Source organism: Pseudomonas sp. RA_15y_Pfl1_P11, assembly GCF_963970975.1.
GTDB lineage: Bacteria > Pseudomonadota > Gammaproteobacteria > Pseudomonadales > Pseudomonadaceae > Aquipseudomonas > Aquipseudomonas tritici.
On record NZ_CAXAOY010000011.1, the window covers coordinates 1 to 24,877 of the forward strand.

A 24,877-nucleotide genomic window follows, 5' to 3' on the forward strand; every position below is an offset into this window, starting at 1 on the left:
TCCCACTCGGGTGCTGACACACCAGTGCTGGCTACGGCCTTTGCCCCGCACGCGTTCTATAACCTTACGATGAACCAGTTTGATGCGCGACAGCGCTACGTCGAAGATGTAGTGGGGCCTCCCACATGGATCGAGTACATCCATCAGTGGCCGGAGGCCTCCGGCCCAGCCTTCGCACCAAACGGCGGCTTCGCCAACCACACCAACAACATCAACCCCATGAACATCCACCCCAACAACGTGAAGTAATCCACGGTGGACATCATGTACGCCTGGCTGGTGAGGATTTGATCCAGTTGCGCATACGCCTTGTGCCCTGCCCCACCCAACGCCTGCAACGCGTCGCGGGTCGCCGGGTCGTAGGTGGTCATGTTTTCGCTCATGTACGCATGGTGCTGGTCCGCCCGGCGAATCCAGATCCAGGTGGTCAGCGAGGCCGCAAAGCTGCCGCCCAGGGTACGCAGGAACGTCGCCAGGCCCGCACCGTCGGCGATCTGGCTGGGCGGCAGGTCGGACATCAGGATGCTCAAGGTCGGCATGAAGAACAGCGCCACGCCGATGCCCATGAACAGCTGCACCAGGGCGATGTGCGTGAAGTCCACTTCATTGGTGAAGCCAGCACGCATAAAGCAGCTCAAGCCAATCGCCAGGAACGCCAGGCCTGCCAGCAGGCGCAGGTCGAACTTGTGCGCGTATTTGCCGACAAACGGCGACATCAGCACCGGCAGAATGCCAATCGGCGCCACCGCCAGGCCAGCCCAGGTAGCGGTGTAACCCATCTGGGTCTGCAGCCATTGCGGCAGGATCAGGTTGATACCGAAGAAGCCCGAGTAGCCCAGAATCAGCACAATGGTGCCGATACGGAAGTTACGGTAGGCAAACAGTCGCAGATTCACCACCGGGTGTTTGTCGGTCATTTCCCAGATGACGAACACCGCCAGCGCAATCACCGAAATCGCCGCGCCAATGATTATGAAGTTGGATTCGAACCAGTCCAGGTCATTGCCCTTGTCGAGAATGATCTGCAAGGCGCCGACACCGACAATCAGGCTCAGTAACCCAACGTAGTCCATCGGCTGGTAACTGGTCTCGACCGGGCGCTTCTTCAACTGCGAACGCACCACCAGCACCGCAAAGATGCCGATGGGCACGTTGATAAAGAAGATCCACGGCCAGCTGTAGCTGTCGGTGATCCAGCCGCCGAGGATGGGACCGGCGATCGGCGCCACCACTGTGACCATCGCCAATAACGCCAGGGCCATGCCGCGCCTGGCCGGCGGGTACACGGCGATCAGCAAGGTCTGGGTCATGGGGTACAGCGGCCCCGCGACCAAACCTTGCAGCACCCGAAAACCGATCAGCTCGGGCATCGAGGTGGAAATACCGCACAGGAACGAGGCCAGCACAAACAGAATGGTCGCCCACAGAAACAGCTTCACCTCGCCAAAACGGCGGCTCAGCCAACCGGTAAGTGGCAGGGCAATGGCGTTGCTCACGGCGAACGAGGTGATGACCCAGGTGCCCTGCTCCGAACTCACGCCGAGGCTGCCGGAAATAGTCGGCAACGCGACGTTGGCAATGGTGGTGTCGAGCACCTGCATAAAGGTCGCCAGCGACAGGCCAATAGTGGCCATCAACAGGCTGGGTGGCGTGAAGGAGGCGTTATTGCTCATCAGCGTTGCGCAGCCTTGGGCGCGGCGGTGCTGTTGTCATGAATCAACTGCTTGATCATGGCATCCGCCTCGGCCAATTGGCCGTCATACACATTGGTGGTGAACGACGCCTTTTGCGGCGCCTGTTGCGCCAGTACCGGGCCACTCTGGTCGTGCAGGTCCACATTGACCACGGTGCTCAAGCCCACCCGAAGCGGGTGTTTGGCCAACTCGTCGGCGTTGATGTGGATGCGCACCGGCACCCGTTGCACGATCTTGATCCAGTTACCGGTGGCGTTCTGCGCCGGCAGCAGGGCAAATGCGCTGCCGGTACCGGCGCCAAGGCTGTCCACAGTACCGCTGTACTTCACGTCACTGCCGTAAATGTCCGACTCGATGTCCACCGGCTGGCCAATACGCATATCGCGCAGCTGGGTTTCCTTGAAGTTGGCATCGATCCACAGCTGGTTGAGTGGAATCACCGCCATCAACGCCGTGCCGGGCTGTACGCGCTGGCCCAGTTGTACGGTGCGCTTGGCCACGTAGCCGGTGACCGGGGCAATCAGAGTGCTGCGTGCATTGGTCAGGTACGCCTGGCGCAGTTGCGCGGCGGCGGCCTGCACGTCCGGGTGGGACGAGATCACGGTGTCATCCACCAGCGCATTGCTGGTCTTGAGTTGCTGCTCAAGGTTGGTCAGGGCGTTTTTCGCCGCCGTCAGGCTGTCACGGGCGTGGGACAGTTCTTCCCGGGAAATCGCCCCGCCCTGGGCCAGGGTTTTACGACGGTTGTAATTGTCCTGGGCCGTTTGCACGTCGGCTTTCTGCGCATTGACTTGGGCCTTCATGCCGTCGACGTTGCTGTATAAACCACGCACCTGACGCACCGTGCGGGCCAGGTTGGCCTGGGCACTTTGCAGGCCGACGGCCGCGTCGTTCGGGTCGAAGTTGATCAGCACTTGGCCTTCATGGACCAAATCGCCATCGTCGGCGCCGATGCTCACCACGGTACCGGTGACCAGCGGGGTGATTTCCACCACGTTGCCGTTCACATAGGCGTCGTCGGTGCTTTCGTTGAAGCGACCGTAGAGCTCATACCAGCCCCACACGCCCACGACGCCAAGGATGACGATCAGCGCGAGGCCGATCAGCATCACTTTGCGTTTGCGTGGGTTGTTGTCCTTGGGTTGTTCAGTTGCGGTGTTGCTGTCGGCAGTGGCCATGACAAATACCTCAAATTATTCCGAGCGTGTGGCTGGGGTGGTCGCGGCCACATTGTTGGCGTCGTATCCGCCACCCAGGGCCTGCATCAATTGAATCGACAGATCGATCTGCGCCGCATTCAGGCTCGCCAGTTGGCGCTGGGCCTGCAGCAACTGCTGCTCGATGCTGAGCACATCCAGGTAGTTACCGATCCCGGCGCTGTAACGTTGAACGCCTGTGTCGTAGGACTGCTGGGCAATGTCCGCAGCGTGTTGCTGAGCCTGGATCTGCCGGCCGGTATCGCGCAGTTGCGAAAGGGTGTCGCCGATATCGCCAAGGGCTTGCACCAGGGTCTTGTTGTACTGGGCCACGGCCAGGTCGTAGTCGGCGTCGCGGGCATCCAGGTCGGCGCGCAGGCGGCCGCCGTCGAAGATCGGCAGCGAGATCGTCGGCGCGATATTGAAAAAGCGGCTGGCCGAACCAAACATCGCATCCCCCAGCAACGACTCGGCCCCGGCGCTCGCGCTCAGGTTGAGGTTGGGGTAGAAGCGGGTTTTGCTGGCATCGATATTCTTGCCCGCTGCCTCGACGCGCCAGCGCGCGGCGATCAGATCCGGGCGACGGCCCAGCAGCTCAGCCGGCAGCACTGAAGGCACGGCGACCGCGCTGGGCTTGAGTACGTTGGGACGGGCCAGCTCATTGCCACGGTCCGGGCCTTTGCCGAGCAGCACCGCCAGGGCGATTTTCGCGCTCTGCAGTTGCTTTTCCGCGTCGATCAGTTGCGACTGCGAGCTGGCTTCCAGGCTTTCGGTCTGTTGGTACTGGTACTGGCTGTCGATGCCCGAGTCCAGGCGGCGTTTGCTCAGGTCAAGCATCTGCCGGGTGCGTTTGAGGTCGTCATTGGCCAGGTCACGCACGATATGCGCCTGGCCCAAGTCGCTGTAGGCCTTGGCGACGTTGGCGGCCAGGGTCAGGCGCGCCGCCTGCTGATCAACCTGGGCGGCGCGAGCCTCGCCCAACGCGGCTTCCCAGGCAGCGCGCTGGCCGCCCCAGAGGTCGAAGTTGTAATTAAAGCTGGCGCCGATGTTGCGCACGGTCGAATAGGCATCGCCTTCGCCTCGCGGGTCCTGGTCTTTGGCCAGGCGCGAGCGGCTCACACCGGCGCTGGCATCCAGTGTCGGCATGCGCTCGGCATTGGCGGCGTAAGCGGCGGCTTCGGCCTGATGGGCACGGGCACTGGCGACTTGCATGTCGGGGCTGTTTTGCAGGGCTTCCTGGATCAGGCCGTCGAGCTGCGGGTCGCCAAGGTTTTTCCACCAGTCGGCGCTGGGCCAGGCGGCACTCGACAGGGTCACGCCACCCAAGGACTTGCCGGTTTGCAAGGTATTGGCGTCAAGGCGTTTGCCCTGGGTGTCGAGGCCGCTGTAGTTGGCGCAACCGGCCATGCTCATGGCCACCAGCACCAGGCAAAGGGCGCGTGTGTTCATTGGTTACCTACCCGCTGGATAGTGATGGGATCACCTGCAGCTATCAGAATTTTCTTGAGGATCTTTTCCAGGGTTTCCAACTCACCCGGTTCCAATGCGCCGGCCAACTGGTTTAACGCATCGGCGCCGATGAACGGCAGCATGTCTGCCAGGCGCTGGCCGTCGGACGTGAGCACAAGCTGCACTTGGCGTCGATCCAGCTCTGAACGCTTGCGATCCAGCAGCCCCTTCTGCGTCAGGCGGTCGAGCATGCGGGTCATTGAACCGCTGTCCAAAGACAGGTGGCGGCACAGCTCCGCCGGGGTGTCGACGCCGAACTGAGCCATGATGATCAACACCTTGAACTGCGCGGCAGTGATGCCGTGGGGTTCCATGTGGGTGTCGATGATGCGGTCTTTGAGGATTGCGGCGCGCCCGAGCAATAGCCCCAGGTGGCAGTTGTGGAAGTTATCCGGAGTGAAGTGTTTCATCGGAAGTCACCTTATTACTGCCTAGGCAGTGAATGTGTGACGAGATATTACTGCTTAGGCAGCGAATGTCAAATGGAATAGTTAGCTTGCTTGGTAATTTCACGATGAGCGGTTTGAAATGCAAACAGATATGGCCGCTAGCGCCCACATCTGTTTGCTCCCACAGTTTTGAATCGCGCCGGGGTCAGAAATCGCGCTTGTAGAAGATATCCAGCGAACTGGCCACACCACTCGCCACCTCCAGATACACCTTCTTGCTCAACAAATAGCGCAAGGCGATGGTGCTGGCCGGTTCGAATACCCCTACCCCGTAACGCAGGCTGAGCTTTTCGGTGATTTTGCCGCTGGCGACCACGGCGGTGTTGTTGCCGCTGCCCTGGGTATCCAGGTCGAAATCCTGGATGCCCAACTTGGTGGCAAGGTCCGAGGTCACCCCGGCACTGCCCATCAACCCCAGGCCCAACGCCGCCTGGGCAAGCATGTTGTTGTCTTCACCGGTGGAGCTCAGCGGACGGCCAAGCACCAGGTAGGACAGCGCCTGTTCCTGGCTCATGGCCGGTTCGGAGAAGATTTGCGTGGTGGGCTGCTCGGCGCTGCCGCTCAGGCGGATACCGGCGATCACATCGTCGGTCTTGCGGATCGCTTCGACATCGAGATACGGCTGGTCCAACGGACCGGCGAACAGCAGCCGTGCACGCCGCACATCGAGCCGCTGCCCGTAGGCGCGGTAGCGGCCATCGTTGAGCCACAGCTCGCCACGGGTGTCGAGGTTGTCGCCGATGTGCACCTGGCCCTGCACTTTGGCGGTGAGGCCAAAGCCCGAGAAGTTGAGCTTGTCCTCACCCACCACCACGTTGATGTCCATGGCCATCGCCATCGGCGGCTTGCCCTCTTCGGTCTGACTGCCCACGATCACGGTGTCATCCGAGACCTTCACGGTGGACGGTGGCAACTCGCGCACGATGATATCGCCACGCGGGATGTGCACGTTGCCGGCCACGGCGAGCTTGTCATTCTTCAGGGTGATTTTCAGGTCGGGCGCCACTTCCAGCACGGCGTAAGGTTCAACCGTGACCGGCAACTGCGAGCCTTGCAGGCTGAGGTCCACCACCAGGGCCTTGCCCCAGTCGATCTGCCCTTTGAGGCTGCCCTGCCCGGCTTTACCGCTGCGCCAGCCGCCATTGAGCTGCACGCTTTCACCGGCGATCAGCGCCTGCACGTTCAGGCCTTCCAGGCTAATGGGCAGTTCCGGACCGGAAATCTCGCCGCCCACCAGGTTCACGCTGCCGTTGACCTGAGGTGCCAACAAGCCGCCGGAGATGCGCCCGTTGCCATTGAGCTTGCCGCTGAGGGTTTCCACCATCGGCACAAACGGCCGCACCACCGCGAGGTCCAGGCCGGCAAGGGTGAACGTGCCCGTGATCGGTTTGCTCTTCGGCAACGGGTTGATCTGCGCTTGCAACATCAGCTCGCCGAGCTTGCCGCCACGGAAGTTCAGCTGGGTGTCGATACGCTTGGGGTTGAGCGTGGTTTCCAGCTTCAGCGTGTCATAGGGGAAATCCAGCCACTGGTCCTTGTCCTTGACGCGCAAGGTGCCGCCACTGGCGTCCACCGAGACCACGCCTTTGGGGCCGCTGTCCGGCAGATCGAGCTGCAGGTCGGCGTTGAGCTTGCCCTTCCAGGCGAAATCCTTGGGCAAAAACGCCGCCAGGCTGTCGATGGGAAATTGCTTGAGGTGGTAGCGCAGCTTTGGCTCGGGCATCAGCCGCTGGTCTTCGCCGCACAGGCTGGCGGGGCCGGAGCCCCAACAATGTGCGGCAAACGTCAGCTTGCCATCGGCCATGCGTTCGATCTTCGCCGGCGCTTGCAGCTTCCAGTCCTGGCCGCCCGCTTGCACATCACCACTGGCGAGGCGCCCGCGCCAATTGCCTTTGTCGAGGTTGCCATCCAACGCCAGGGCCAGCTTGACCAAGGGGCCAGCCAGGTCCAGTTGGACCTTTTGGTTCTTGATATCGCCCTGGGCGCTGGCTGTCAGGGTGCCGACCTGGGTGTCACCGCTCTGAATGCCGCTGCCCTTGAGGTCGATCCTTGCGCGCTGGGCGCTATCGAGGCTGGCGTCGAGGGTAAGGCTTTGCAGGCGATTGTCGGCGAACGCCAATTGCTGGCCTTTGAGGGCGAGCTTGCCTTGGGGGGCCTTGAGGCTGCCGGCCACGTCGAGTCGGCCATTAACCTGCCCGCGCAACTGCGGCCACAGCTGGGCCAGGCGCGCCAGCTTGATATCGATCTGCCCAGCCAGGCGTTGTTGCAGACTGCCGCTGCCGTTGATGCGGTTGTCGCCCAGGCGGATATCCACGTTGGCCAGGGTCCACTGCTCGCCCGCGCCTTCAGCCTTGGCCGCCAGCACGGCAGTTTGCCCGCGCAGGCGGCCCTTGAGGTCGAGGTCGGCATTCAGCTTGAGCTGCTCGTTCTTGAACTCGCCCTTGCTGCGCAGGGGGCCGGCCAAAGTGCCGGGCAGTTCAGCAACCCAGTACGCCGGGTTCAAGGCCGACAGGTCCAGCGCGGTGTCCCAGGCGATGCCGTCGGCGAATTGCAGGTTCAAGTGGCCTTCGGCCTTGCCTTGGCCGGCGGTGAGTTTCAGCTCGGGCAGGAAGACTTGCTTGAGGTCGCCACTGAACGGCGTGACCACATTGAACTTGCCCGCCGGGCCGTCGAGGTCGGCCTTGAGGTTGCCCAGGTAGTTACCGTCTTTGTAGGAAACCTCACCATTAAACGTACGCAATACGACTTGCGGCTCGTCGACAACCGGATAGAGGCGATGCCAGGGGAAGTCCAGCCAATCGATATTGGCGTCGGCGCTGAAACCTTGTTGCCAATCCAGTTGGGCCGTCAGCTTGAGGCTTTGCTTGTCTCCGGCATTCAGGTCCAGGCCGGCGATCTGCGCGCCCTTGGCGTCAACCCGGCCTTGCAGCAGCACATCCACCGGGCCTTTTTCCGCAGGAAGCACGGCCTTGCCCAACACTTGGTAGCCGCGCTTCAAGTCACCTTTGGCGGTGAGGTCGAGTGTGTTGAGTTGCAAGGTGTCCGGCAGATCGGCGCTGGGCTTGAAACTGTCGGCGGTGATGTGCAATTGGGCCGGGAGGTTTTCTGCCAAGGGTTGCAGTTCGCCCGTGAGCTTGGCTGGCAAATAGCCGCTGCTGTCTGCATCAAGCGTGAGAGTCTTTAACAAATCGCCATCGATCTTCAACGCCACCTTCCAAGGTGCGCTGCCTGGCGCATACGGCAGGCTTACATTCCCAGTGGCGCTCAGCGGCCAATCGCCGGTGGGTTGCAGCAAGCCGGCCAGGTCCAGTACCAGATCGTCACGCTGCAGGTGCACGGCGTCGATCTGCAGACCGGCAGCCGTCCAATGCGCCGCCAATTGCAGGCCCCTGAGTTCTTCGCTGCCGTTGAACAGCAGGCTACCGACGCGAACGTCGCCCAACTGGATGGCTACGGGCAGTTTCAGGTCGGGTAACTGGATCGGGCCGCTGCTTTCCTCAGTGCCCGGCGGAAATTGCAGGCTGACCTGATCCACGTCCAACCGATTAATGCACAAGGTCATGCGCAACAGGCAGGCGGGCGACCAATCCACCGTCGGCGCCTGGAGTTCGACGCGGCTGCTGTCTTGCTGCCACAGCAGATGGTCGGCGCTCCACTGGCCGCCCAAATGCCCCTGGAAATGCTCTACGCTCAACCCCGGTACGCGGGCCAATGCCCAGCGGCTGCCGGCCTGGGTGCCGAGTAACGCCCACAGCGCCAATAACAGCACGGCGAGGATGGCAAGCACGGCCAGCCCCGCTATTTTCACCCCACGCATCACAGCTCAGGCCCCATGGAAAAGTGCAATCGAACGCCGCCCGGATCTTCGAGGGCATGGGCCAGGTCAAGGCGGATCGGGCCGACCGGCGAGACCCAGCGGATACCGACGCCGACGCCGGTTTTCAGGCTGGGCAGGTCCAGCGAATTGAACGAGTTGCCCTGGTCGATAAACGTCGCGATCCGCCACTTCTCGGCGATGGAATATTGATACTCGGCGCTGAGGGCAACCATGTAGCGGCCACCGATGCGGTCGCCGCGGTCGTTCTCGGGCGACAGCGTCTGGTACTCATAACCGCGCACGCTCTGGTCACCACCGGCAAAAAAGCGCAACGACGGCGGCACCGATTTGTAACCGTTGGTGGCACTGCCGCCGACCTGGGCGCGGGCGAGAAAGCGGTGGTTGTCCCACAAGGTGGTCAGACCCTTGACCATGGCCGTGCCGTAAAGCAGGTTGGTGTCGGAGCCTAAGCCCTCTTTGGCGACCTTGGTGTCGAATTGCAGACGATAGCCGTGGTGCGGGTCGATGCGGTTGTCGCTGCGCAGGTAGGCGTAGCTGATACCCGGCATCACCAGGCTACTCAAGCCGGAGTCGTTGCCCAGGCGATACTCTTCGCGCTGATACTTGAGCGAGATTACTCGGGTCCAACCGCTGGGCAACTTGCTATGCCATTCTGGGCCGAGGGTGAGCAATTTACTCACGGTGTCGGTGTTGGCGAGTTCTTCGTTCTGATAGCCACCGGAGAAGCGCAGTTTGTCGGTGAGCGGGGGGTCGAGCGGAATGTCGTACCACAGGCCGACGTTCTGCCGCGGTGCCGACAGCTCGGCTTCCCAGCCATAGCTATGGCCCTGTGGGTTGACCCAGTGACGGGTCCAGTTGGCTTTGCCGCGCGGGCCAACGTCGGTCGAAAAGCCCAAGCCCAGGCCCATGGTCCGCGGCTTGCGGGTTTCCAGACGCACGGCCACCGGGATGATGTCATCCGTCGAGGCGGCCGGCGCAGCGTCCACGCGCACGCCTTCGAAAAAACCACTGGCTTGCAGGTTCTGGTTGAGTTCGGCGATCAATTCGGAATCGTAGGGCGTACCGCTTTTGAACGGCACCATGCGTTGCAGCAGCTCTTCGTCAAACGGCGTGTCGCCGGCAAAGCTCACCTTGCCCAAGGTGTAGCGCGGGCCGCTGTCATAGATGAGTTCGATATCGGCGACGCCCGCCTGCGGGTCCACCGACAGTTTCTGTTTGGTAAAACGCCCGCTGAAGAAGCCGTAGCGCGAGGCCTGGTTCTGGATCAGCCGCTTGGCGTCTTCGTAATGGCCGTGGTTGAGCACGGCGCCGGATTTGAGGTCGTCGCTGACGGGCACGCGAAAAGCTTTGAGGTCTGCGGCTTGGCCGTCGACTCGTAGGGTCACGTCTCGCAAATGCACCGGCTCGCCGGGCTCGATGGTGAGGATCAGGCGCGGGTTCTTGCCGCCCTTCACATCACTTTCGATCTGTGGCTGATAGAAGCCCAGGGCCTGGGCTGCTTTACGCGCCTGCTCCTCGGCGCCACGGCTGAACCGCAGCAAGGCCTCTTCATCACGATCGCCCACCCCGCCGATGTAGCCCTCGATGTTGGCTTTCAACGCATCGTTTGAGGGCTTGATCCGCACGTCCAATTCGCTTTGCGCCAAGGCGCCGCAGCTTGTGAACAGCAGAATCAAGCCGCTGGTAAATCTTCCTGGAAACTTCATAGGCGCGGATGCTACACGAGCTGGAGAGCACTTTAGAACTCGGAAAATTCTGAAAAATTCTGCATCAAGCCGTTGCAGCATGTGACGACTGCGGGTTGGGATGAAAAAACACGTGCTCCACGACAGGTCCTACAGCGACTTCACCGATCTCTTCATACCCCTGGCGCTGGTAGAAATCCAGGTAGCGAGAATTGCCGGTGTCCAGCACCACACCGGACGAGTGCGGGTCGTCGGCACACCAGTTGTGCACCGCTTCCAGCAACTGCTCGCCGTAGTGTTTGCCCTGGAATTGCGGGTGAATACCCAGCAGCGGCAGCACGTGTACCGACTCACTTGGCAGGCACGCCAGCACCGCATGGTGGTAGTCGAGGTAACGCCGCGTGCCGCGCACGCCGGTGCTCAGCCACATGCGGATTTGCCAGGCCCAGCTTTCGGTAATCCCCAGGCGCCGCTGCGGGGGGGCGATCAGGGCGATGCCGATGAGCCGGTCATTGACGAATAGGCCGATGGCCGGAAGCTTCTGGAAGAAATGCTGCTTGACCAGTTCGCGCACGGTGGCGCGCACTCGCTGCTCATAACCTGAACGTTCCGCTTCAAAGATATAGGCAAACGTTGGCTCATGGCGGTAGGCCTGGTACAGCAGGGAACGGGCCTCGCGGGAGTAGCCGCTGTTGAGCAAGCGGATTTCGCCAATGGCGGTCGAAGTGTCTGGCATACAGTGAATCTCCCTGGGCACCGCTCAGAAGGCGGCGTTCTTATGGGTACGAACCCACGCAGCACGAGTCGTTCCCAGACATTAGCAGCGCAACTGCCCTACCGCCACGCTGGCCCCCGTCCGACTTGTCGGCTAGCATCGCCCTTTTGCCAGGACTGGACTGCCGACCATGAAAATCGTCTCCTTCAATATCAACGGGCTGCGCGCCCGTCCTCATCAGCTGGCGGCGCTGATCGAGAAGCACCAGCCGGATGTGATCGGCCTGCAGGAAACCAAAGTCCACGACGACCAGTTCCCGTTGGCCGAAGTACAGGCCCTTGGCTATCACGTGTACTACCACGGGCAAAAAGGCCATTACGGTGTGGCTCTGCTCTCGCGCCTGCCGGCGTTGAGCCTGCACAAAGGTTTTGCCACCGACGAAGAAGACGCCCAGCGCCGGTTTATCTGGGGCACCTTCGCCGACGAAAACGGCCAACCGGTCACCATCATGAATGGCTATTTCCCCCAGGGCGAAAGCCGCGACCACCCGACCAAGTTCCCGGCCAAGCAGCGCTTCTATGAAGACCTGCAACAGTTGCTGGAAAGCCAGTTCAGCAATGACCAGGCGCTGGTAGTGATGGGCGACGTGAATATTTCCCCGGAAGATTGCGACATCGGCATCGGCGCCGACAACGCCAAGCGCTGGCTCAAGACGGGCAAGTGCAGCTTCCTGCCCGAAGAACGCGAATGGATGGCCCGCCTGAAGAACTGGGGCCTGGTGGACAGCTTCCGCCACCTCAACCCGGACGTGGCCGACCGCTTCAGCTGGTTCGACTACCGCAGCCGTGGGTTTGAAGATGAGCCTAAGCGCGGGCTACGGATCGACGTGATCCTGGCGTCCAATGGCTTGCTGCCAAGGGTCAAGGATGCGGGCGTGGATTACGATCTGCGCGGGCTGGAGAAGCCGTCTGACCATGCGCCGATCTGGCTTGAATTGAGCTGACAACATCGTCCAATGTGGGAGCTGGCTCCCACAATTGGATCCATGGCTTATCAGTCACATTGTTGAAACCTGCCTGACTTATTCTCGCGGCACTCCCTTTGGCTTGAGAAGGTGCCGGCATGATGCTGCGCGTTCTGTTTCTGCTGGCGCTCTTTCCTCTCTACGCGGTTTGCGCCCCCCTACCCGCTCCCGATCAAGGCCCTGCATTACGCATCCAGGGTTCCAATACCATTGGCGCGGCGCTGGGGCCGGCGTTGGTCAAGGGATTGATGGAACATCAGGGCCTGCAGGACGTGCGCATTGAGCCGGCGCAAGGTGCCAATGAACAGCGCGTGACCGGCAAGACGCGCCTAGGCAAGACCGTGTCGATCGAGGTCGCTGCCCACGGCTCCAGCACCGGTTTCATGGCGCTGAAAAAAGCCACGGCCGACCTGGCGGCCTCGTCTCGTCCGATCAAGGACAGTGAACTGGTCGACCTCGACCCCCTCGGCGACCTGAAAAGCCCCGACGCCGAACAGGTGATCGCCATCGACGGCCTGGCCATCATCCTCAACCCGCGAAACCCGTTGAACGCCTTGAATACGGAGCAACTGGCGCAGATCTTCAATGGCGAAATCAGCACATGGGAAGCATTAGGTGGGGTCGGCGGGCCGATTCATTTGTATGCGCGCGATGATCAGTCCGGCACCTACGACACCTTCAAGGAACTGGTGCTTCGCTTGCGTGGCAAGCCGCTCGCCGCAGGTGCCAAACGCTTCGAGTCCAGCGAACAGCTGTCCGACGCGGTCAGCCAGGACCCGCAGGGCATCGGTTTTATCGGCCTGCCCTACGTGCGTCAGGCCAAGGCAGTGGCGATTGTGGATGGCGACTCGCAACCCATGTTGCCGCTCAATAGCCTGATTGCCACCGAGGATTACCCGCTGTCGCGCCGGCTGTTTTTCTACCTGCCGCCATCGGGGCGCAACCCATGGGCCAAGGCACTGGTGGACTTCACCCAGAGCAGCAAGGGCCAGGCGATTGTCGCGGCCAACGGGTTTATCGCGCAGCAGGTACAGGCGATCGCCGTCGAGCCGCGCGCGTCGATGCCCGAGGACTATCAAGCCATCGCGCGTGACGCTCAGCGTTTGACCGTGAATTTTCGCTTCGAAGAAGGCAGTGCCAGCCTGGACAACAAAGCGCGCCAGGATTTGCAGCGGGTGGTGGCGTACCTGAAAAGTCACAACAAGCTGGATAAGCAGGTGACATTGGTGGGGTTTGGTGATGTCAAGAATGACCCGCAACGGGCGGCGTTGTTGTCTAAGTTGAGGGCGATGGCGGTGCGTCGGGAGCTGGTGAAGAACGGTGTGATACTGCGCGATATTCGTGGGTTTGGGGCACAGATGCCGGTGGCGGCGAATACGGCGGATGAAGGCAGGATCAAGAATCGGCGGGTGGAGGTTTGGGTGTATTGAGCTCTAAGTCTTGTGGTGTTTTGACTGGTCGCCTCGCGAGCAAGCCCCACATTCGACCGCATTCTTACTGAAGATATGCGGTCAACTCTGGGAGCGGGCTTGCTCGCGAATGCAGGCGACGCGGTCTTATTGACCGCCGCGCATCAGTTCTTTAGGCACATATTTGCCAATCTCAAACTTGCCAATCGCGGCGCGGTGCACTTCATCCGGCCCATCCGCCAACCGCAGCGTACGTTGCATGGCGTACATATAGGCCAGCGGGAAGTCGTTGGAGACGCCCGCGCCGCCGTGGATCTGGATCGCACGGTCAATCACCTTCAAGGCCACATTCGGTGCGACCACTTTGATCTGGGCGATTTCACTTTTCGCGACCTTGTTGCCCACGGTGTCCATCATGTACGCCGCCTTCAAGGTCAGCAGGCGCGCCATGTCGATCTCCATGCGTGAGTCGGCAATCTTGTCGATATTGCCGCCCAAATGGGCCAGCGGCTTGCCGAACGCGGTACGGCTGACGGAGCGTTTGCACATCAATTCCAGTGCACGCTCAGCCATGCCGACGGAGCGCATGCAGTGGTGGATACGGCCTGGGCCAAGGCGGCCCTGGGCAATCTCAAAACCACGGCCTTCGCCGAGCAGCACGTTTTCATAGGGCACGCGCACATTGTCGAACAGCACTTCAGCATGCCCATGGGGCGCGTCGTCGTAGCCGAACACGGGCAGCGGGCGCACGATCTTCACGCCGGGGGTGTCCACCGGTACCAGGATCATCGAGTGTTGCTGATGGCGCGGCGCATCCGGGTTGCTCAGGCCCATGAAGATCAGGATTTTACAGCGCGGGTCGCAGGCGCCGGAGGTCCACCATTTCTTGCCATTGATCACCCATTCGTCGCCCTGGCGCTCGGCGCGGGCAGCCATGTTGGTGGCGTCCGAAGACGCTACGTCCGGTTCGGTCATGGCGAAGGCTGAGCGGATCTCACCGCGCAGCAGCGGCGCCAACCAGCGTTGTTTTTGCTCTTCGTTGGCGTAGCGCACCAACACTTCCATATTGCCGGTATCGGGAGCGGAGCAGTTGAACGGCTCTGGGCCCAACAGTGAGCGACCCATGATTTCGGCCAGCGGCGCGTATTCAAGGTTGGTGAGGCCAGCGCCCAGTTCGGATTCCGGCAGGAACAGGTTCCACAGGCCTTCGGCTTTAGCGCGGGCTTTCAACTCTTCCATGATTGCGGTGGGCTGCCAGCGATCACCTTCGCTGACCTGGCGTTCGAACACCGGCTCGGCCGGGTAAACGTAAGCATCCATAAATGCAGTGACGCGTTCACGCAGTTCCTGAACCTTGGGCGAATAGGCGAAATCCATGAGCAGCTCCCTTCTCTGAGAGGTTGTTTAGGTCATGCAATCGATGCTAGAACAGCGTTGATAATTTACCTAGCCTATTCTCGGCGTGTATTAACATTCATCACCGATATATGATCGGCCTATCGGCACCCTAACAATAAGAGCGCAACCCAATGAATCTGAGCAAGGTCGACCTCAACCTGTTTATCGTCTTTGACGCGATCTACACCGAAGCCAACCTGACCCGCGCCGGGCAGATTGTCGGCATCACCCAACCGGCGGTGTCCAACGCTCTGGCACGCCTGCGCGAGACCTTCAACGACCCGCTGTTCGTGCGTACGGCTCAAGGCATGGTGCCCACGCCGATGGCGCAGAACATCATCGGCCCCGTGCGTAATGCCCTGTCGTTGCTGCGGGTGTCGGTGCAGGAAAGCCGGATTTTCAACCCGCAGCAGGCGGCCAAGACCTACCGCATCAGCATGACCGACCTCACCGAAGCAGTGATTCTGCCGCCGCTGTTCCAGCGCTTGCGCCGCCTGGCGCCGACGGTGGTGATCGAGAGCTTCCTGTCCAAACGCCGCGAGACCACCAAGGAATTGGCCGCCGGGCGCCTGGACTTTGCGGTGGATGCGCCGCTCAACACCGACCCACAGGTGCGCCACGTCAAGCTGATGGAAGACCGCTATGTGTGCGCCATGCGCAAGGGTCATCCCATGGCTGGCAAAGACAAGCTGACACTGGATGACTACCTGGCGCTGACCCACATCCATATCTCCAGCCGTCGTAACGGCTTGGGCCACGTTGACCTGGCACTGGGCAAAATGGGCATCCAGCGAAAGATCGCGCTGCGCTCCCAGCACTACCTGATGGCCTCGCAAGTGTTGCAGCAGACCGACATGGTCATGACCGTGCCCGAACGCTTCGCCCGCCGCCACGAACTGCACTGGTTCAACCTGCCGGTCAACGATGTGCCGCCAGTAGAGACCCACCTGTACTGGCATGAAAGCACTGACCAGGACCCTGCTAATCGATGGATGCGTGAGCAAATGATCGAGTTGTGTCAGCAGGTGACGGCCCATGAAAAAAAACTGGATGGCAAACAACCCTGACTGTAGTGAGCGCGAGCCTTGACGTTAACGTCAAGCAGCCATTAGCTTAGCGCCCAAGACATCTTCTCGGGCACATCCATGAGCACGACCTACAGCATCTCCGACCTCGCCCGCGAGCTCGACATCACCACCCGCGCCATTCGCTTCTATGAAGAACAAGGCCTGCTGGCCCCGGAACGCCGGGGCCAGGAGCGCATCTACTCGGCGCGCGACAAGGTCAGCCTCAAGCTGATCCTGCGTGGCAAGCGCATCGGTTTTTCCCTGGCCGAATGCCGCGAGCTGATCGAGCTCTACGACCCCTCCGGCGGCAACCACATCCAACTCAACAGCATGCTGGCCAAGATCGCCGAGCGCCGTGAACAGTTGGAACAGCAACTGCTGGATATCGAACAAATGAAGCTGGAGCTGGATACCGCGCAAGAGCGCTGCACCCAGGCCCTGGCCCACACCAAGAGCCAGGCTGGCCATTGATCAGAAGGTAACTGCCATGTCCCTCCCCTCACACGTACGCCTGGTGGAAGTCGGCCCGCGCGACGGTTTGCAGAACGAAGCCCACCCCATCAGCGTGGCGGACAAAGTTCAACTGGTGGACGCCCTCAGTGCCGCGGGCTTGAGCTACATCGAAGTCGGCAGTTTTGTATCGCCCAAATGGGTGCCGCAGATGGCTGGTTCTGCCGAGGTGTTTGCACAGATTCAGCGTAAAGCTGGCGTGACCTATGGTGCCCTGGCGCCTAACTTGCGGGGTTTTGAGGACGCGTTGGCGGCCGGCGTAAAGGAAGTAGCGGTGTTTGCGGCGGCGTCCGAGGCGTTCTCCCAGCGCAATATCAACTGCTCCATCAACGAAAGCCTGGAACGCTTCGCGCCGATCATGGCCGCGGCCAAGCAACATGGGATCAGCGTGCGTGGTTATGTGTCGTGCGTGCTGGGTTGCCCGTATGAGGGCCAGATCGCGCCGGAACAGGTGGCGATGGTCGCGCGCGAGTTGTATGCCATGGGCTGCTATGAAGTGTCCCTGGGCGACACCATCGGCACCGGTACGGCGGGCGCGACGCGGCGACTGTTCGAGGTGGTCGGCGCCCACGTGCCACGAGAAAAGTTGGCCGGGCACTTCCATGACACCTATGGCCAGGCCGTTGCGAATATCTACGCCAGCCTGTTGGAAGGGATCACCGTGTTCGACAGCTCTGTCGCGGGCCTTGGCGGTTGCCCGTATGCCAAAGGGGCCAGCGGTAACGTTGCCACCGAAGATGTGGTGTACCTGCTCAACGGCTTGGGCATCCAGACCGGTATCGACCTGGAGGCGTTGATTCGTGCGGGCCAGCAAATCAGCAACGTGCTGGGCCGACCAACAGGGTCGCGCGTGGCCAAGGCGCGCAACGCCGGTTGAGTAGCGTAGCCGTGACAATGTGTTACCGCACACCTACACATCGAGTAACACGGAAACATATTTCGGCGTGATTGCCGTAGGCCAACCCCTACATAAAAATCAAGCCATTGATTTTAAAGGAATTTATAAAGTTGGCACGGCTTCTGCTATCTCTATGGCATAACAAGAATAAAAAGCGCCAAACCTAATAAAAATAAGACGAAACGACTCTGACATAACAAAAACAACACGGCAGAGACGCAGCTAACAGATTTTTTTGGAGAAGATGTGCTTCGCAGGGTACGGCGTGCCGAAACCCGCAACCGGTTAGAGAAAAATAAAACTACCTCAGGTAGCTACCCACTGGTTGGATCGATAATGAAGAAGCAGGTCAGCGCTCAAAAAAATACGTTTGCTCTTGACTCCGAATGGGGGTCGCCAAAAACAGCGGTAAAGGGTAACGGTTGCCAAAAACAACAATAGACCGCCCCTCAATAATAAAAAAAGAGCACGCAACGACAAATTAAAGGGGACCCTAGGGTCCCCTTTGTGCTTTCTGCACCGTGCGATTACAGGGCGGTCCCACCTGAGGCCGCGACGTTGTTGAACACCCTCCGCGTCAAGGTGTGCAGCGCTCGTTGTTCCAGCGCCCGCCGCTCAGCCCCTAGCTGCTTGAGTTCACGCTCAAAAAACACGCTTTGCATCGAGCCGTTCACCAGGATTTGATCCCTGCGCATACTCAACAGGCGCGCTAACCGGCCGACCGCCTCATCATGTTTTGTCTGCCACAGTGCTCTTGTCGCTGGATCTACAGCGGCGTCTTGCTCGCCTTGCAAATCCGAAATATCGAACAGCGCAGTGCTCTTTTCGTCTATCAGAACTAGGTCCGGCTTCATTAACGCCTCAAGTTCCTGAGGGTATCGGGTGCGCAGGTGTTTGTCCCAGAACAGGCGCCCGATAAAAAAGTCCGCCTCTTTAGCCGCATGACGCATTTCTCTTTGCACCTCTGCGCCCGCATTATCGATATCCGTTTGACTCACAGCGGCCTGCTGCGCAAACAACATGTCCCGGGATTGGACCGGCAAATCCAGCGATACCGCAAGCCGGGTGCGATAAGCCAGAATGACTTCAACCTGCTCGGTAAACCCGGGTCCTCTCGCCGCGACATCCCGTTCGGCAATGGCGTCTACCAACGCTAGACGAAACAACTTTCTGCCCGTGGATACCAACGCGCCTTCTTCGCTCTCAACGCCTGCCAACTCGAGTGCCCTCGCCCCCAGCAATTCACTCTCGAGATTCATGAATTCGACCGAGCTGCCGTCGCCACAGGTGACTCGATCATCGGCAGCTGCAAATAACGACTCTCGGATAGCCTGGCTTTCGCTCGCGGCCTCGAGCATGTTCCACACGCGCTGCGCCAGTACCGGGCGCGTCACATCACTGTTGAATTCCGCGCTGCGAGTAGTATCGGACACCACGGTAAAAAAAGCGGCTGACTCAGGATTGGCCCTGAGTTCGTCCCAGATCCCGCCGCGCCGGGCTGATTCGCTGGCCGACAACGCTCCCAGCCATAAGCCGCGCGCTTCGTCGACCGTAATGTGCTCCCCCAAATGCGCCGCGTTGAAAGGCTCACCCAGCCGCGCCAGGGTAGCCGCCGACAATGGATTGTCGTGCACGATGATGCGGTCCGGATGCTGGAAAGCGTATTCAGGTAACGTCGTGATCCGATTAGTGTGCAGATCGACGCGGGCCAGTTGGGGTAGTTGTTCGGCGCCGACAGGAAAGGTCTCCGTGCCGGTATCCGAAAGATAAAGCTGGTTCAAATTGCGCAGGCGGCGCAGGTCGGCCTGCCATCCCAGGCGACGATTATCGCTGAGATTCAGAATCTTCAGGCTCTGCATACCCTCCAGACGCAGGCGGCTCGATTCGGTCATCTGGATATCGTTTCGACTCAAATAGAGTTTAGTCAGCCCGGCCCCGCCATTAGCGAAATCTGGCAGTTGCGTCAGGTTGTTCTCTCGCATGTCCAGCCAGCGCAAGCCGCCGAATGCGTTCAGAAAAGGCAGTGAGCTGTCTGAAAGCGCCATTCGACGTAGAACCAGGCTGCCCACGTGATCCATATTTGCGGTTATCGCAGGCAATTCGCCAATCACTTCATGCGACAAGTCCAGTACATGGCCGATCGGCGTCTGATCCCCTGCCAATGCCTGCGCAGAACTTCTACGCCAGGCAGCCTTGATGGTGCCCGACACTCTGCGCCTGGCGCTTGCATAACCCGATCCGCCCTCCTGCTGCCAACTGCCCAGCGCCGTGTCCAAGTCTGCAAGCTCAGCTTCGAGTTGGGTCAACCTCGCCAGAAGTACAGCGTCGCCAGCGCCTTGAAGGTCGAGCATGACCTCGACCTCTGCCATGGACTTCGACGGGTACAGCGCCATTGCTTTCATCCTACAAACAGACGGACGCTCGCCAGCGCCGCCCACCGGGCTGAGTGGATACCCTATGCGTCCGTCAGCCAGACGCATGGGTGATTTGAAACCGGGTTTGATTGCTTTCAAGCCAAGTGCGCGCCGGCTCGCCAGCTCGCTCAGCGGCTGTTGCGCAATCTGCATCTTCAAGCGTTGGGCAGCCCTATTGAATTCGGCCCACCCTGTGAACTTGCCACTGCTTGCCATCCAGAGCGCGTTAAAGAACGCGCCTTCATCACTGCGCCAGTACTCTACTTTTTCCGGGCCGCTGCAGAGTTTCCACTCCTTCAGGTCGGTATGGATAAGACGCAGTTGCCTGGGCGCGCTCGTATCACCCACCCGGTCCAGCAGGGGACCATCGTAAGCGCCCTCGCGTAGCTCAACAGACACACCTTCCAGAAGCCCGGGCAGGGAGGCCATCTTGTGCAAGGCCAGCCGTACGACGTCCAACGTGAGTTGATTGTCGAACAAAAGATCTGCGTGTGCCCGCATCACTCGCGCCTTCTGCCAGTAAACACGTGCTTCCTCGGCCAGGCGTAAAGGCAAACGTGACCCGGTCTGCATGCTTGTCAGTTCCTGACTATTGGCATGGCTGACTATTTCTTCGGCGGCCAGTTTAGGCAGACCAGGAAAGTCGCGCTGGATCAGTTTTACGTTGGCGTCGCTGGATACATCACCGGCTGATATCTCCCGATTGAACAGCTTACCTTTGGTGCCATAGGCCGCCTCAAGCAAGCAATCCCGGTACCTCACCACCCTCGCATAGTGTGTACGCAAATACTGCATCAGCGGATCAGTATCTTCATCGTCAAGTTCTTCGTTCGCGGAGGGCGAAGTCTCGGATGAAACGTCTCGGGTCCTCAGGAACAGCATTGAGATAGCCTCTTGCGTCATCTTCTTTTCGCCCAATAAGTGGCGAATTTCGGGCTCCGTCAACTGCTCCCTGAATGACGAAAAGAGGCGGCCACTTTCCAGTTCCTCATGCCCAAGCGTGACGACCGAGGACGAATCACTCGGAACAGCTGAACACCACACCTGATTGCCCTCAGCATCCAGCGCCACCAACACGCGCGACTCGGGCCACATCCCACACTCGAGCAACAACTGGACTTGTGTGAACCAATCGACCTGGCTAAAAAACCAAGGGTCTGAGTGGCTCAACCGATCAATAAATGACTGGTATTTACCGGCGCATTCAAACCGCCGCAGCATATCTTTGAGGAGTGGCGCAGGCGGCCGGTGCTCGATGAATACCCGACGCAACTCGTCATCTGTTACGCCACTGATCGCCCTCGCCTGCTCGAGCTGACTATCGCTAAGGTGATCGACCGTATGCCCCATGCGACGCAACAGGGTTTGGCGATCCCACGTCGACGGTTGTTCGAACTCATGCACCCAAGCGCCTTCGCCGTTATGTCGCACACGTGGCGCATAGCGGGCATCACCCTCAGGGTGCACAAACCTGAACTCGTTATCGGTACCGCTGGCTTTGACCTTGTAATGACCACCACCGTTTGCCGGCAAGTAGAGACCTGCTTCGTGGACATAGAGCCCTAGCGCGTTTGGCCGTTGTCCGTCGGGCAACGCAATTTGATGCAGATATGACCTCGGCTGGAAATCATATAAACGCGGTCGCCCTCCGAGTTCCACATGCACCAGCCGCTTGATGAACGCCGTATTTTTCGCTGTCTCCAACACTTTGGGCAGCGCCAGCCCCGCCAGATTGAAACCCACCGCCGAAAAATGTGCCCAAACCGCTTGGACGTCGTCCTGGGACCAGGCATCAATCCCTTCACCGACCTCGTAGAGCACCTGCGCGGCGGCAACGACCAGCATCACCTCTCCCAGGAAAGGCACCACGAAAGAGGCAAGATTGAGAATATCCAGCGCTTTGCTGCCGAACGACCAGAGCCAGGCTTTATAAACACGATCGTCCACATCCTGGGTGGACACCACACTGGTGCTGGCATTGCTCATGATCAGCCGTATGCGCTGCATCGCGCAGTCCATCCAGACGTCTCGCCACGGTGACGCATAGGTTCCCTGACGATGGATCCGGCTTTTTTGCGCCGGGGCAAAATCCTGATCGTGGGCGTATACCGCCCCCGGATCCAGCAGTGCCTTCAACTGTGTAAAAAAACCATCCTGATCGGCAAGTGGCACGAACTGGCTGAAGAATGTGCGGTATTCGACATGACACAGACGCGTCGTCAGCTCGTCGGTAAAGGCCGCAACATGGTCATAGACCTTGAGTGGATGGAGTGGATCGCCCGGAATGTATACCAGGCATGGTCGGGGCACGAGCGCTGCATTCCTCACATTTGTCCGCCACACGACCGGACCGATGACCAGGATGTTCTCGATCACAAAATTGAGTAACCGCAACGGCGAAAACTTCACCACCGCGCCGTCCCATTTGCGGTCTGCCTGATCTATCAACAGATCGTTGATCAACTGGTGGTGATCAGCGCCGATGTCCCCCTTCATCAAGGCAATCTCAGCGGCCAGTTTCAACTGGTTCCGATGGCTGGTAATCAGGGTGCTGTACAGCTTGCCAACTTCCGCCGGTGTGGTGGTGATCCGAATATGATTGTTGAGATAGGTGCGCACGTACTCGTAGTAGGAGCTCCCCAGATCGAGTTCCCGACACAGTTTGGCGAACTCATGAGACTTGATACGCACTGGGAGTGACTGGACATTGCCTGGCGAATGAAGCTTGTCGCTTGGGTACTGGTAAAAGTTGTAATAGGTGATCAAGTGGCAGTCCTCGCAACCCGGATCACTTGCCTCTTGCGAGGTGAAGTTGTTCAGCGCAGCCTCCAGCAGGCTGATACCTTTGTAAAAATAGAATTGCGGGGCCAATGTGCTGGCGTAGGAGGTCGAAACTTCTCTGGGTGCGGACTCGCATTCCAGCTGTGTCAGCTTGCGGGCATAAAACGCTTTTCTGGTGTCCAACCTCTGCCCGAACGTTTTCTCGATCGCTGCCACCAACAACGGCTCGGCGTACTCTGCCGGTCCCTTCAGTTCACTGAACATCTGATCGAGTTGGTTCAAGGACGTCCTGCTGCGTAAGTGGATCGTGCTCATGCGATCGCGCGCAGCCGCCGGGGCCTTTTTGTACCAATCCGGGATGTTCAGTGCCAACGAGGCCAGTTCGGTTTTGCGCTGATCCAGCGCATCGGTGTACCAGCCAGGCGTGTTGTCCTTGATAAGCCGACCATGTGGACTGTGCTCGTCCTGAACAGGTCGCGTCGGGGGATCAATCGTGCGGTGTGTCATCGGTATGGCCGTCAAGTGGCGAAGTAGTTCGCCACTTTAGGCACCGCGCTGGCGCGCGCAGCAGTAGACATGCACCACGCTTCAGGCGTCGTCGCGCAACTCCTCGATGCTGATCTCGCGCATGCGGAATTTCTGAACCTTGCCCGTGACCGTCATTGGAAACTCCTCCACGATCTTGAAATGCTTGGGCGTCTTGAAATGCGCGATTCGCCCCTTGCACCAGGTGTGCAGCTCCAATTCATTGGCCACATGGCCTGGATGAAACTTGACCCAGGCGACGATGGCTTCACCGAAGCGTTCATCCGGAATGCCGATCACCTGTACATCCGCCACTGCCGGATGGGTGAAGAAAAACTCCTCCAACTCGCGCGGGTATACGTTCTCGCCACCGCGAATGATCATGTCCTTGTTGCGCCCCGCGATGCATACATAACCCTGGGCGTCCATGCTCGCCAGGTCGCCGGTGTGCATCCAGCCGGCGTCATCGATGGCCTCGCGGGTGGCGTCGGGGTTATTCCAGTAGCCGAGCATCACGCTGTAGCCACGGGTGCATAACTCGCCGATTTCACCGCGTGCGACGGTATTGCCGTCAGCGTCGATGATCTTGTTTTCCAACTGCGGCTGGGTGCGACCGACCGTGGTGACGCGACGTTCCAGGTCATCATCCGCGCCGGTTTGTAGGGACACCGGGCTGGTTTCGGTCATGCCGTAGGCAATCTGCACCTCACTCATGTGCATCTCGTTGATGACCCGGCGCATCACTTCGATAGGGCACGTCGCACCGGCCATGATGCCGGTGCGCAAGGTAGACAGGTCGAACTCGCCGAGACGTGGGTGATCGAGCATGGCGATAAACATGGTCGGCACGCCGTACAGGCCGGTGGCGCGCTCTTCGGCGACGGCAGTGAGGGTCTGCAGCGGGTCGAAGCCGTCATTGGGGTAGATCATGGTGGTGCCGTGGGTGATGCAGCCCAGATTGCCCATCACCATGCCAAAGCAGTGATAAAGCGGCACCGGGATCACCAGGCGATCCTGCGCGGTCAAACCCAGGCTTTCACCGACCATGTAGCCGTTATTGAGAATGTTGTGATGACTGAGGGTCGCGCCCTTGGGGAAGCCGGTGGTGCCGGAGGTGTACTGGATATTCACGGCTTGGTCGAAGTGCAGGCTGGCCTGGCGGTTGTGTAACTGTTCGGGCGCAATGCCAGCGCCGAGCGCGGCCAACTGCGACCAGGGCAGGAATCCCGTGGGCGGACTGGGGTCGAGGCTGATCATGCCGCGCAGCTCGGGCTTCAATTCCTGGAGCATCGCGTGGTAATCGGACGTCTTGAACGACCCGGCGCATACCAGCCACTGGCAACCGGACTGCTTGAGCACGTACGCCAATTCACTGCTGCGGTACGCCGGATTGATATTGACCAGGATCACACCCAGCTTGGCACTGGCGATCTGGCTGATACACCACTCGGCGCAATTGGGTGCCCAGATACCCAGGCGATCACCGATCTGCATGCCCAGCGCGAGGAATGCGCGGGCATGTAAATCCACGGCCTGCGCCAGTTGCTGCCAGGTGAAGCGCTGCTGTTGATGGCGCACCACCAGCGCCTCGCCATCGGGAAACTGTGCAACGGTGCGATCAAAGGCCTGGCCAATCGTCATGGCCAGCAAGGTCTTGTCCTGAACGCCACGGCTGTAGCTCTGATTCGATTGATCCATAACGACCCCTGTTGTCTTTTTTGTAGGTTGACGTAAACGTAAACTACGATTGACAGCGCCTTAACGC

At 60.0% G+C, this 24,877-nt stretch carries 15 protein-coding genes; 5 read left to right on the forward strand and 10 right to left on the reverse strand.

All coding sequences use genetic code 11. From position 1 onward, the window contains the following. Window positions 1-143: 143 nt before the first annotated feature. The 7 genes from AACY44_RS15195 to AACY44_RS15225 all read right to left on the reverse strand — a co-directional run bounded on the left by AACY44_RS15195 (window position 144) and on the right by AACY44_RS15225 (window position 11,107). Window positions 144-1,673 carry a DHA2 family efflux MFS transporter permease subunit gene (locus AACY44_RS15195; RefSeq protein WP_339417927.1) on the reverse strand — a complete coding sequence of 510 codons (1,530 nt, stop codon included), beginning with the start codon at window positions 1,671-1,673 and terminating at the stop codon, window positions 144-146. After that, window positions 1,673-2,872, reverse strand: coding sequence for an HlyD family secretion protein (locus tag AACY44_RS15200; protein ID WP_339437225.1), 1,200 nt, complete (start codon window positions 2,870-2,872; stop codon window positions 1,673-1,675). The genes AACY44_RS15195 and AACY44_RS15200 overlap by 1 nt, the downstream gene beginning before the upstream one ends. Before the next feature lie 15 nt (window positions 2,873-2,887). Further along, window positions 2,888-4,339, reverse strand: a complete 1,452-nt coding sequence (locus AACY44_RS15205) for an efflux transporter outer membrane subunit (protein ID WP_339417929.1) — start codon at window positions 4,337-4,339, stop codon at window positions 2,888-2,890. After that, the gene (locus tag AACY44_RS15210) at window positions 4,336-4,809 is read right to left on the reverse strand and encodes a MarR family winged helix-turn-helix transcriptional regulator (RefSeq protein ID WP_339417930.1); all 474 of its coding nucleotides are present in this window, start codon (window positions 4,807-4,809) and stop codon (window positions 4,336-4,338) included. Before AACY44_RS15210 ends, AACY44_RS15205 begins: the two co-directional genes overlap by 4 nt. 184 nt (window positions 4,810-4,993) lie before the next feature. Then, window positions 4,994-8,665 (reverse strand): translocation/assembly module TamB domain-containing protein, encoded by a 3,672-nt coding sequence (locus AACY44_RS15215; protein WP_339530554.1) that lies wholly within the window; start codon window positions 8,663-8,665, stop codon window positions 4,994-4,996. Then, window positions 8,665-10,392 (reverse strand): autotransporter assembly complex protein TamA, encoded by a 1,728-nt coding sequence (locus AACY44_RS15220; protein WP_339437223.1) that lies wholly within the window; start codon window positions 10,390-10,392, stop codon window positions 8,665-8,667. The genes AACY44_RS15215 and AACY44_RS15220 overlap by 1 nt, the downstream gene beginning before the upstream one ends. A gap of 64 nt (window positions 10,393-10,456) precedes the next feature. Continuing rightward, window positions 10,457-11,107 (reverse strand): GNAT family N-acetyltransferase, encoded by a 651-nt coding sequence (locus AACY44_RS15225; protein ID WP_339417933.1) that lies wholly within the window; start codon window positions 11,105-11,107, stop codon window positions 10,457-10,459. Window positions 11,108-11,276: 169 nt separating this feature from the next. On the opposite strand from AACY44_RS15225, the gene xthA reads away from it, so the two are divergent. Both xthA and AACY44_RS15235 read left to right on the forward strand, forming a co-directional pair. Beyond that, window positions 11,277-12,089, forward strand: coding sequence for an exodeoxyribonuclease III (gene xthA / locus AACY44_RS15230; RefSeq protein ID WP_339417934.1), 813 nt, complete (start codon window positions 11,277-11,279; stop codon window positions 12,087-12,089). A 119-nt stretch (window positions 12,090-12,208) separates the two neighbouring features. Further along, window positions 12,209-13,540, forward strand: coding sequence for a phosphate ABC transporter substrate-binding/OmpA family protein (locus tag AACY44_RS15235; RefSeq protein WP_339438294.1), 1,332 nt, complete (start codon window positions 12,209-12,211; stop codon window positions 13,538-13,540). A 126-nt stretch (window positions 13,541-13,666) separates the two neighbouring features. Here the strand turns inward: AACY44_RS15235 and AACY44_RS15240 are convergent, their stop codons facing one another. After that, window positions 13,667-14,896: an acyl-CoA dehydrogenase gene (locus AACY44_RS15240; protein WP_339437220.1), complete on the reverse strand. Its 1,230-nt coding sequence runs from the start codon at window positions 14,894-14,896 to the stop codon at window positions 13,667-13,669. A 152-nt stretch (window positions 14,897-15,048) separates the two neighbouring features. Here AACY44_RS15240 and AACY44_RS15245 point away from each other — a divergent pair, with 152 nt between their 5' ends. The 3 genes from AACY44_RS15245 (at window position 15,049) to AACY44_RS15255 (ending at window position 17,371) form a co-directional block, all read left to right on the forward strand. Next, on the forward strand, window positions 15,049-15,984 hold the full coding sequence (locus tag AACY44_RS15245) for a LysR family transcriptional regulator (RefSeq protein WP_339437219.1): 936 nt from the start codon (window positions 15,049-15,051) through the stop codon (window positions 15,982-15,984). Window positions 15,985-16,062: 78 nt separating this feature from the next. Beyond that, entirely contained in the window at window positions 16,063-16,455 is a 393-nt protein-coding gene (locus AACY44_RS15250) for a MerR family transcriptional regulator (RefSeq protein WP_339417938.1), read from the forward strand. A gap of 16 nt (window positions 16,456-16,471) precedes the next feature. Beyond that, entirely contained in the window at window positions 16,472-17,371 is a 900-nt protein-coding gene (locus AACY44_RS15255; protein WP_339530558.1) for a hydroxymethylglutaryl-CoA lyase, read from the forward strand. Window positions 17,372-17,919: 548 nt separating this feature from the next. Here AACY44_RS15255 and AACY44_RS15260 read toward each other — a convergent pair. Both AACY44_RS15260 and AACY44_RS15265 read right to left on the reverse strand, forming a co-directional pair. Continuing rightward, entirely contained in the window at window positions 17,920-23,094 is a 5,175-nt protein-coding gene (locus AACY44_RS15260; protein WP_339530560.1) for an NEL-type E3 ubiquitin ligase domain-containing protein, read from the reverse strand. 81 nt (window positions 23,095-23,175) lie between these two features. Further along, window positions 23,176-24,810, reverse strand: coding sequence for an AMP-binding protein (locus tag AACY44_RS15265; protein ID WP_339417941.1), 1,635 nt, complete (start codon window positions 24,808-24,810; stop codon window positions 23,176-23,178). Window positions 24,811-24,877: the final 67 nt, after the last annotated feature.

What these genes read in the sequence shown, in the direction of transcription:
- AACY44_RS15255 (WP_339530558.1), top strand. Translation starts at nt 16,472, where the DNA reads ATGTCCCTCCCCTCACACGTACGCCTGGTGGAAGTCGGCCCGCGCGAC.
- AACY44_RS15210 (WP_339417930.1), bottom strand. Translation starts at nt 4,809, where the DNA reads ATGAAACACTTCACTCCGGATAACTTCCACAACTGCCACCTGGGGCTA.
- AACY44_RS15250 (WP_339417938.1), top strand. Translation starts at nt 16,063, where the DNA reads ATGAGCACGACCTACAGCATCTCCGACCTCGCCCGCGAGCTCGACATC.
- AACY44_RS15225 (WP_339417933.1), bottom strand. Translation starts at nt 11,107, where the DNA reads ATGCCAGACACTTCGACCGCCATTGGCGAAATCCGCTTGCTCAACAGC.
- AACY44_RS15200 (WP_339437225.1), bottom strand. Translation starts at nt 2,872, where the DNA reads ATGGCCACTGCCGACAGCAACACCGCAACTGAACAACCCAAGGACAAC.
- AACY44_RS15235 (WP_339438294.1), top strand. Translation starts at nt 12,209, where the DNA reads ATGATGCTGCGCGTTCTGTTTCTGCTGGCGCTCTTTCCTCTCTACGCG.
- AACY44_RS15245 (WP_339437219.1), top strand. Translation starts at nt 15,049, where the DNA reads ATGAATCTGAGCAAGGTCGACCTCAACCTGTTTATCGTCTTTGACGCG.
- AACY44_RS15240 (WP_339437220.1), bottom strand. Translation starts at nt 14,896, where the DNA reads ATGGATTTCGCCTATTCGCCCAAGGTTCAGGAACTGCGTGAACGCGTC.
- AACY44_RS15220 (WP_339437223.1), bottom strand. Translation starts at nt 10,392, where the DNA reads ATGAAGTTTCCAGGAAGATTTACCAGCGGCTTGATTCTGCTGTTCACA.
- xthA (WP_339417934.1), top strand. Translation starts at nt 11,277, where the DNA reads ATGAAAATCGTCTCCTTCAATATCAACGGGCTGCGCGCCCGTCCTCAT.
- AACY44_RS15265 (WP_339417941.1), bottom strand. Translation starts at nt 24,810, where the DNA reads ATGGATCAATCGAATCAGAGCTACAGCCGTGGCGTTCAGGACAAGACC.
- AACY44_RS15260 (WP_339530560.1), bottom strand. Translation starts at nt 23,094, where the DNA reads ATGACACACCGCACGATTGATCCCCCGACGCGACCTGTTCAGGACGAG.
- AACY44_RS15195 (WP_339417927.1), bottom strand. Translation starts at nt 1,673, where the DNA reads ATGAGCAATAACGCCTCCTTCACGCCACCCAGCCTGTTGATGGCCACT.
- AACY44_RS15205 (WP_339417929.1), bottom strand. Translation starts at nt 4,339, where the DNA reads ATGAACACACGCGCCCTTTGCCTGGTGCTGGTGGCCATGAGCATGGCC.
- AACY44_RS15215 (WP_339530554.1), bottom strand. Translation starts at nt 8,665, where the DNA reads ATGCGTGGGGTGAAAATAGCGGGGCTGGCCGTGCTTGCCATCCTCGCC.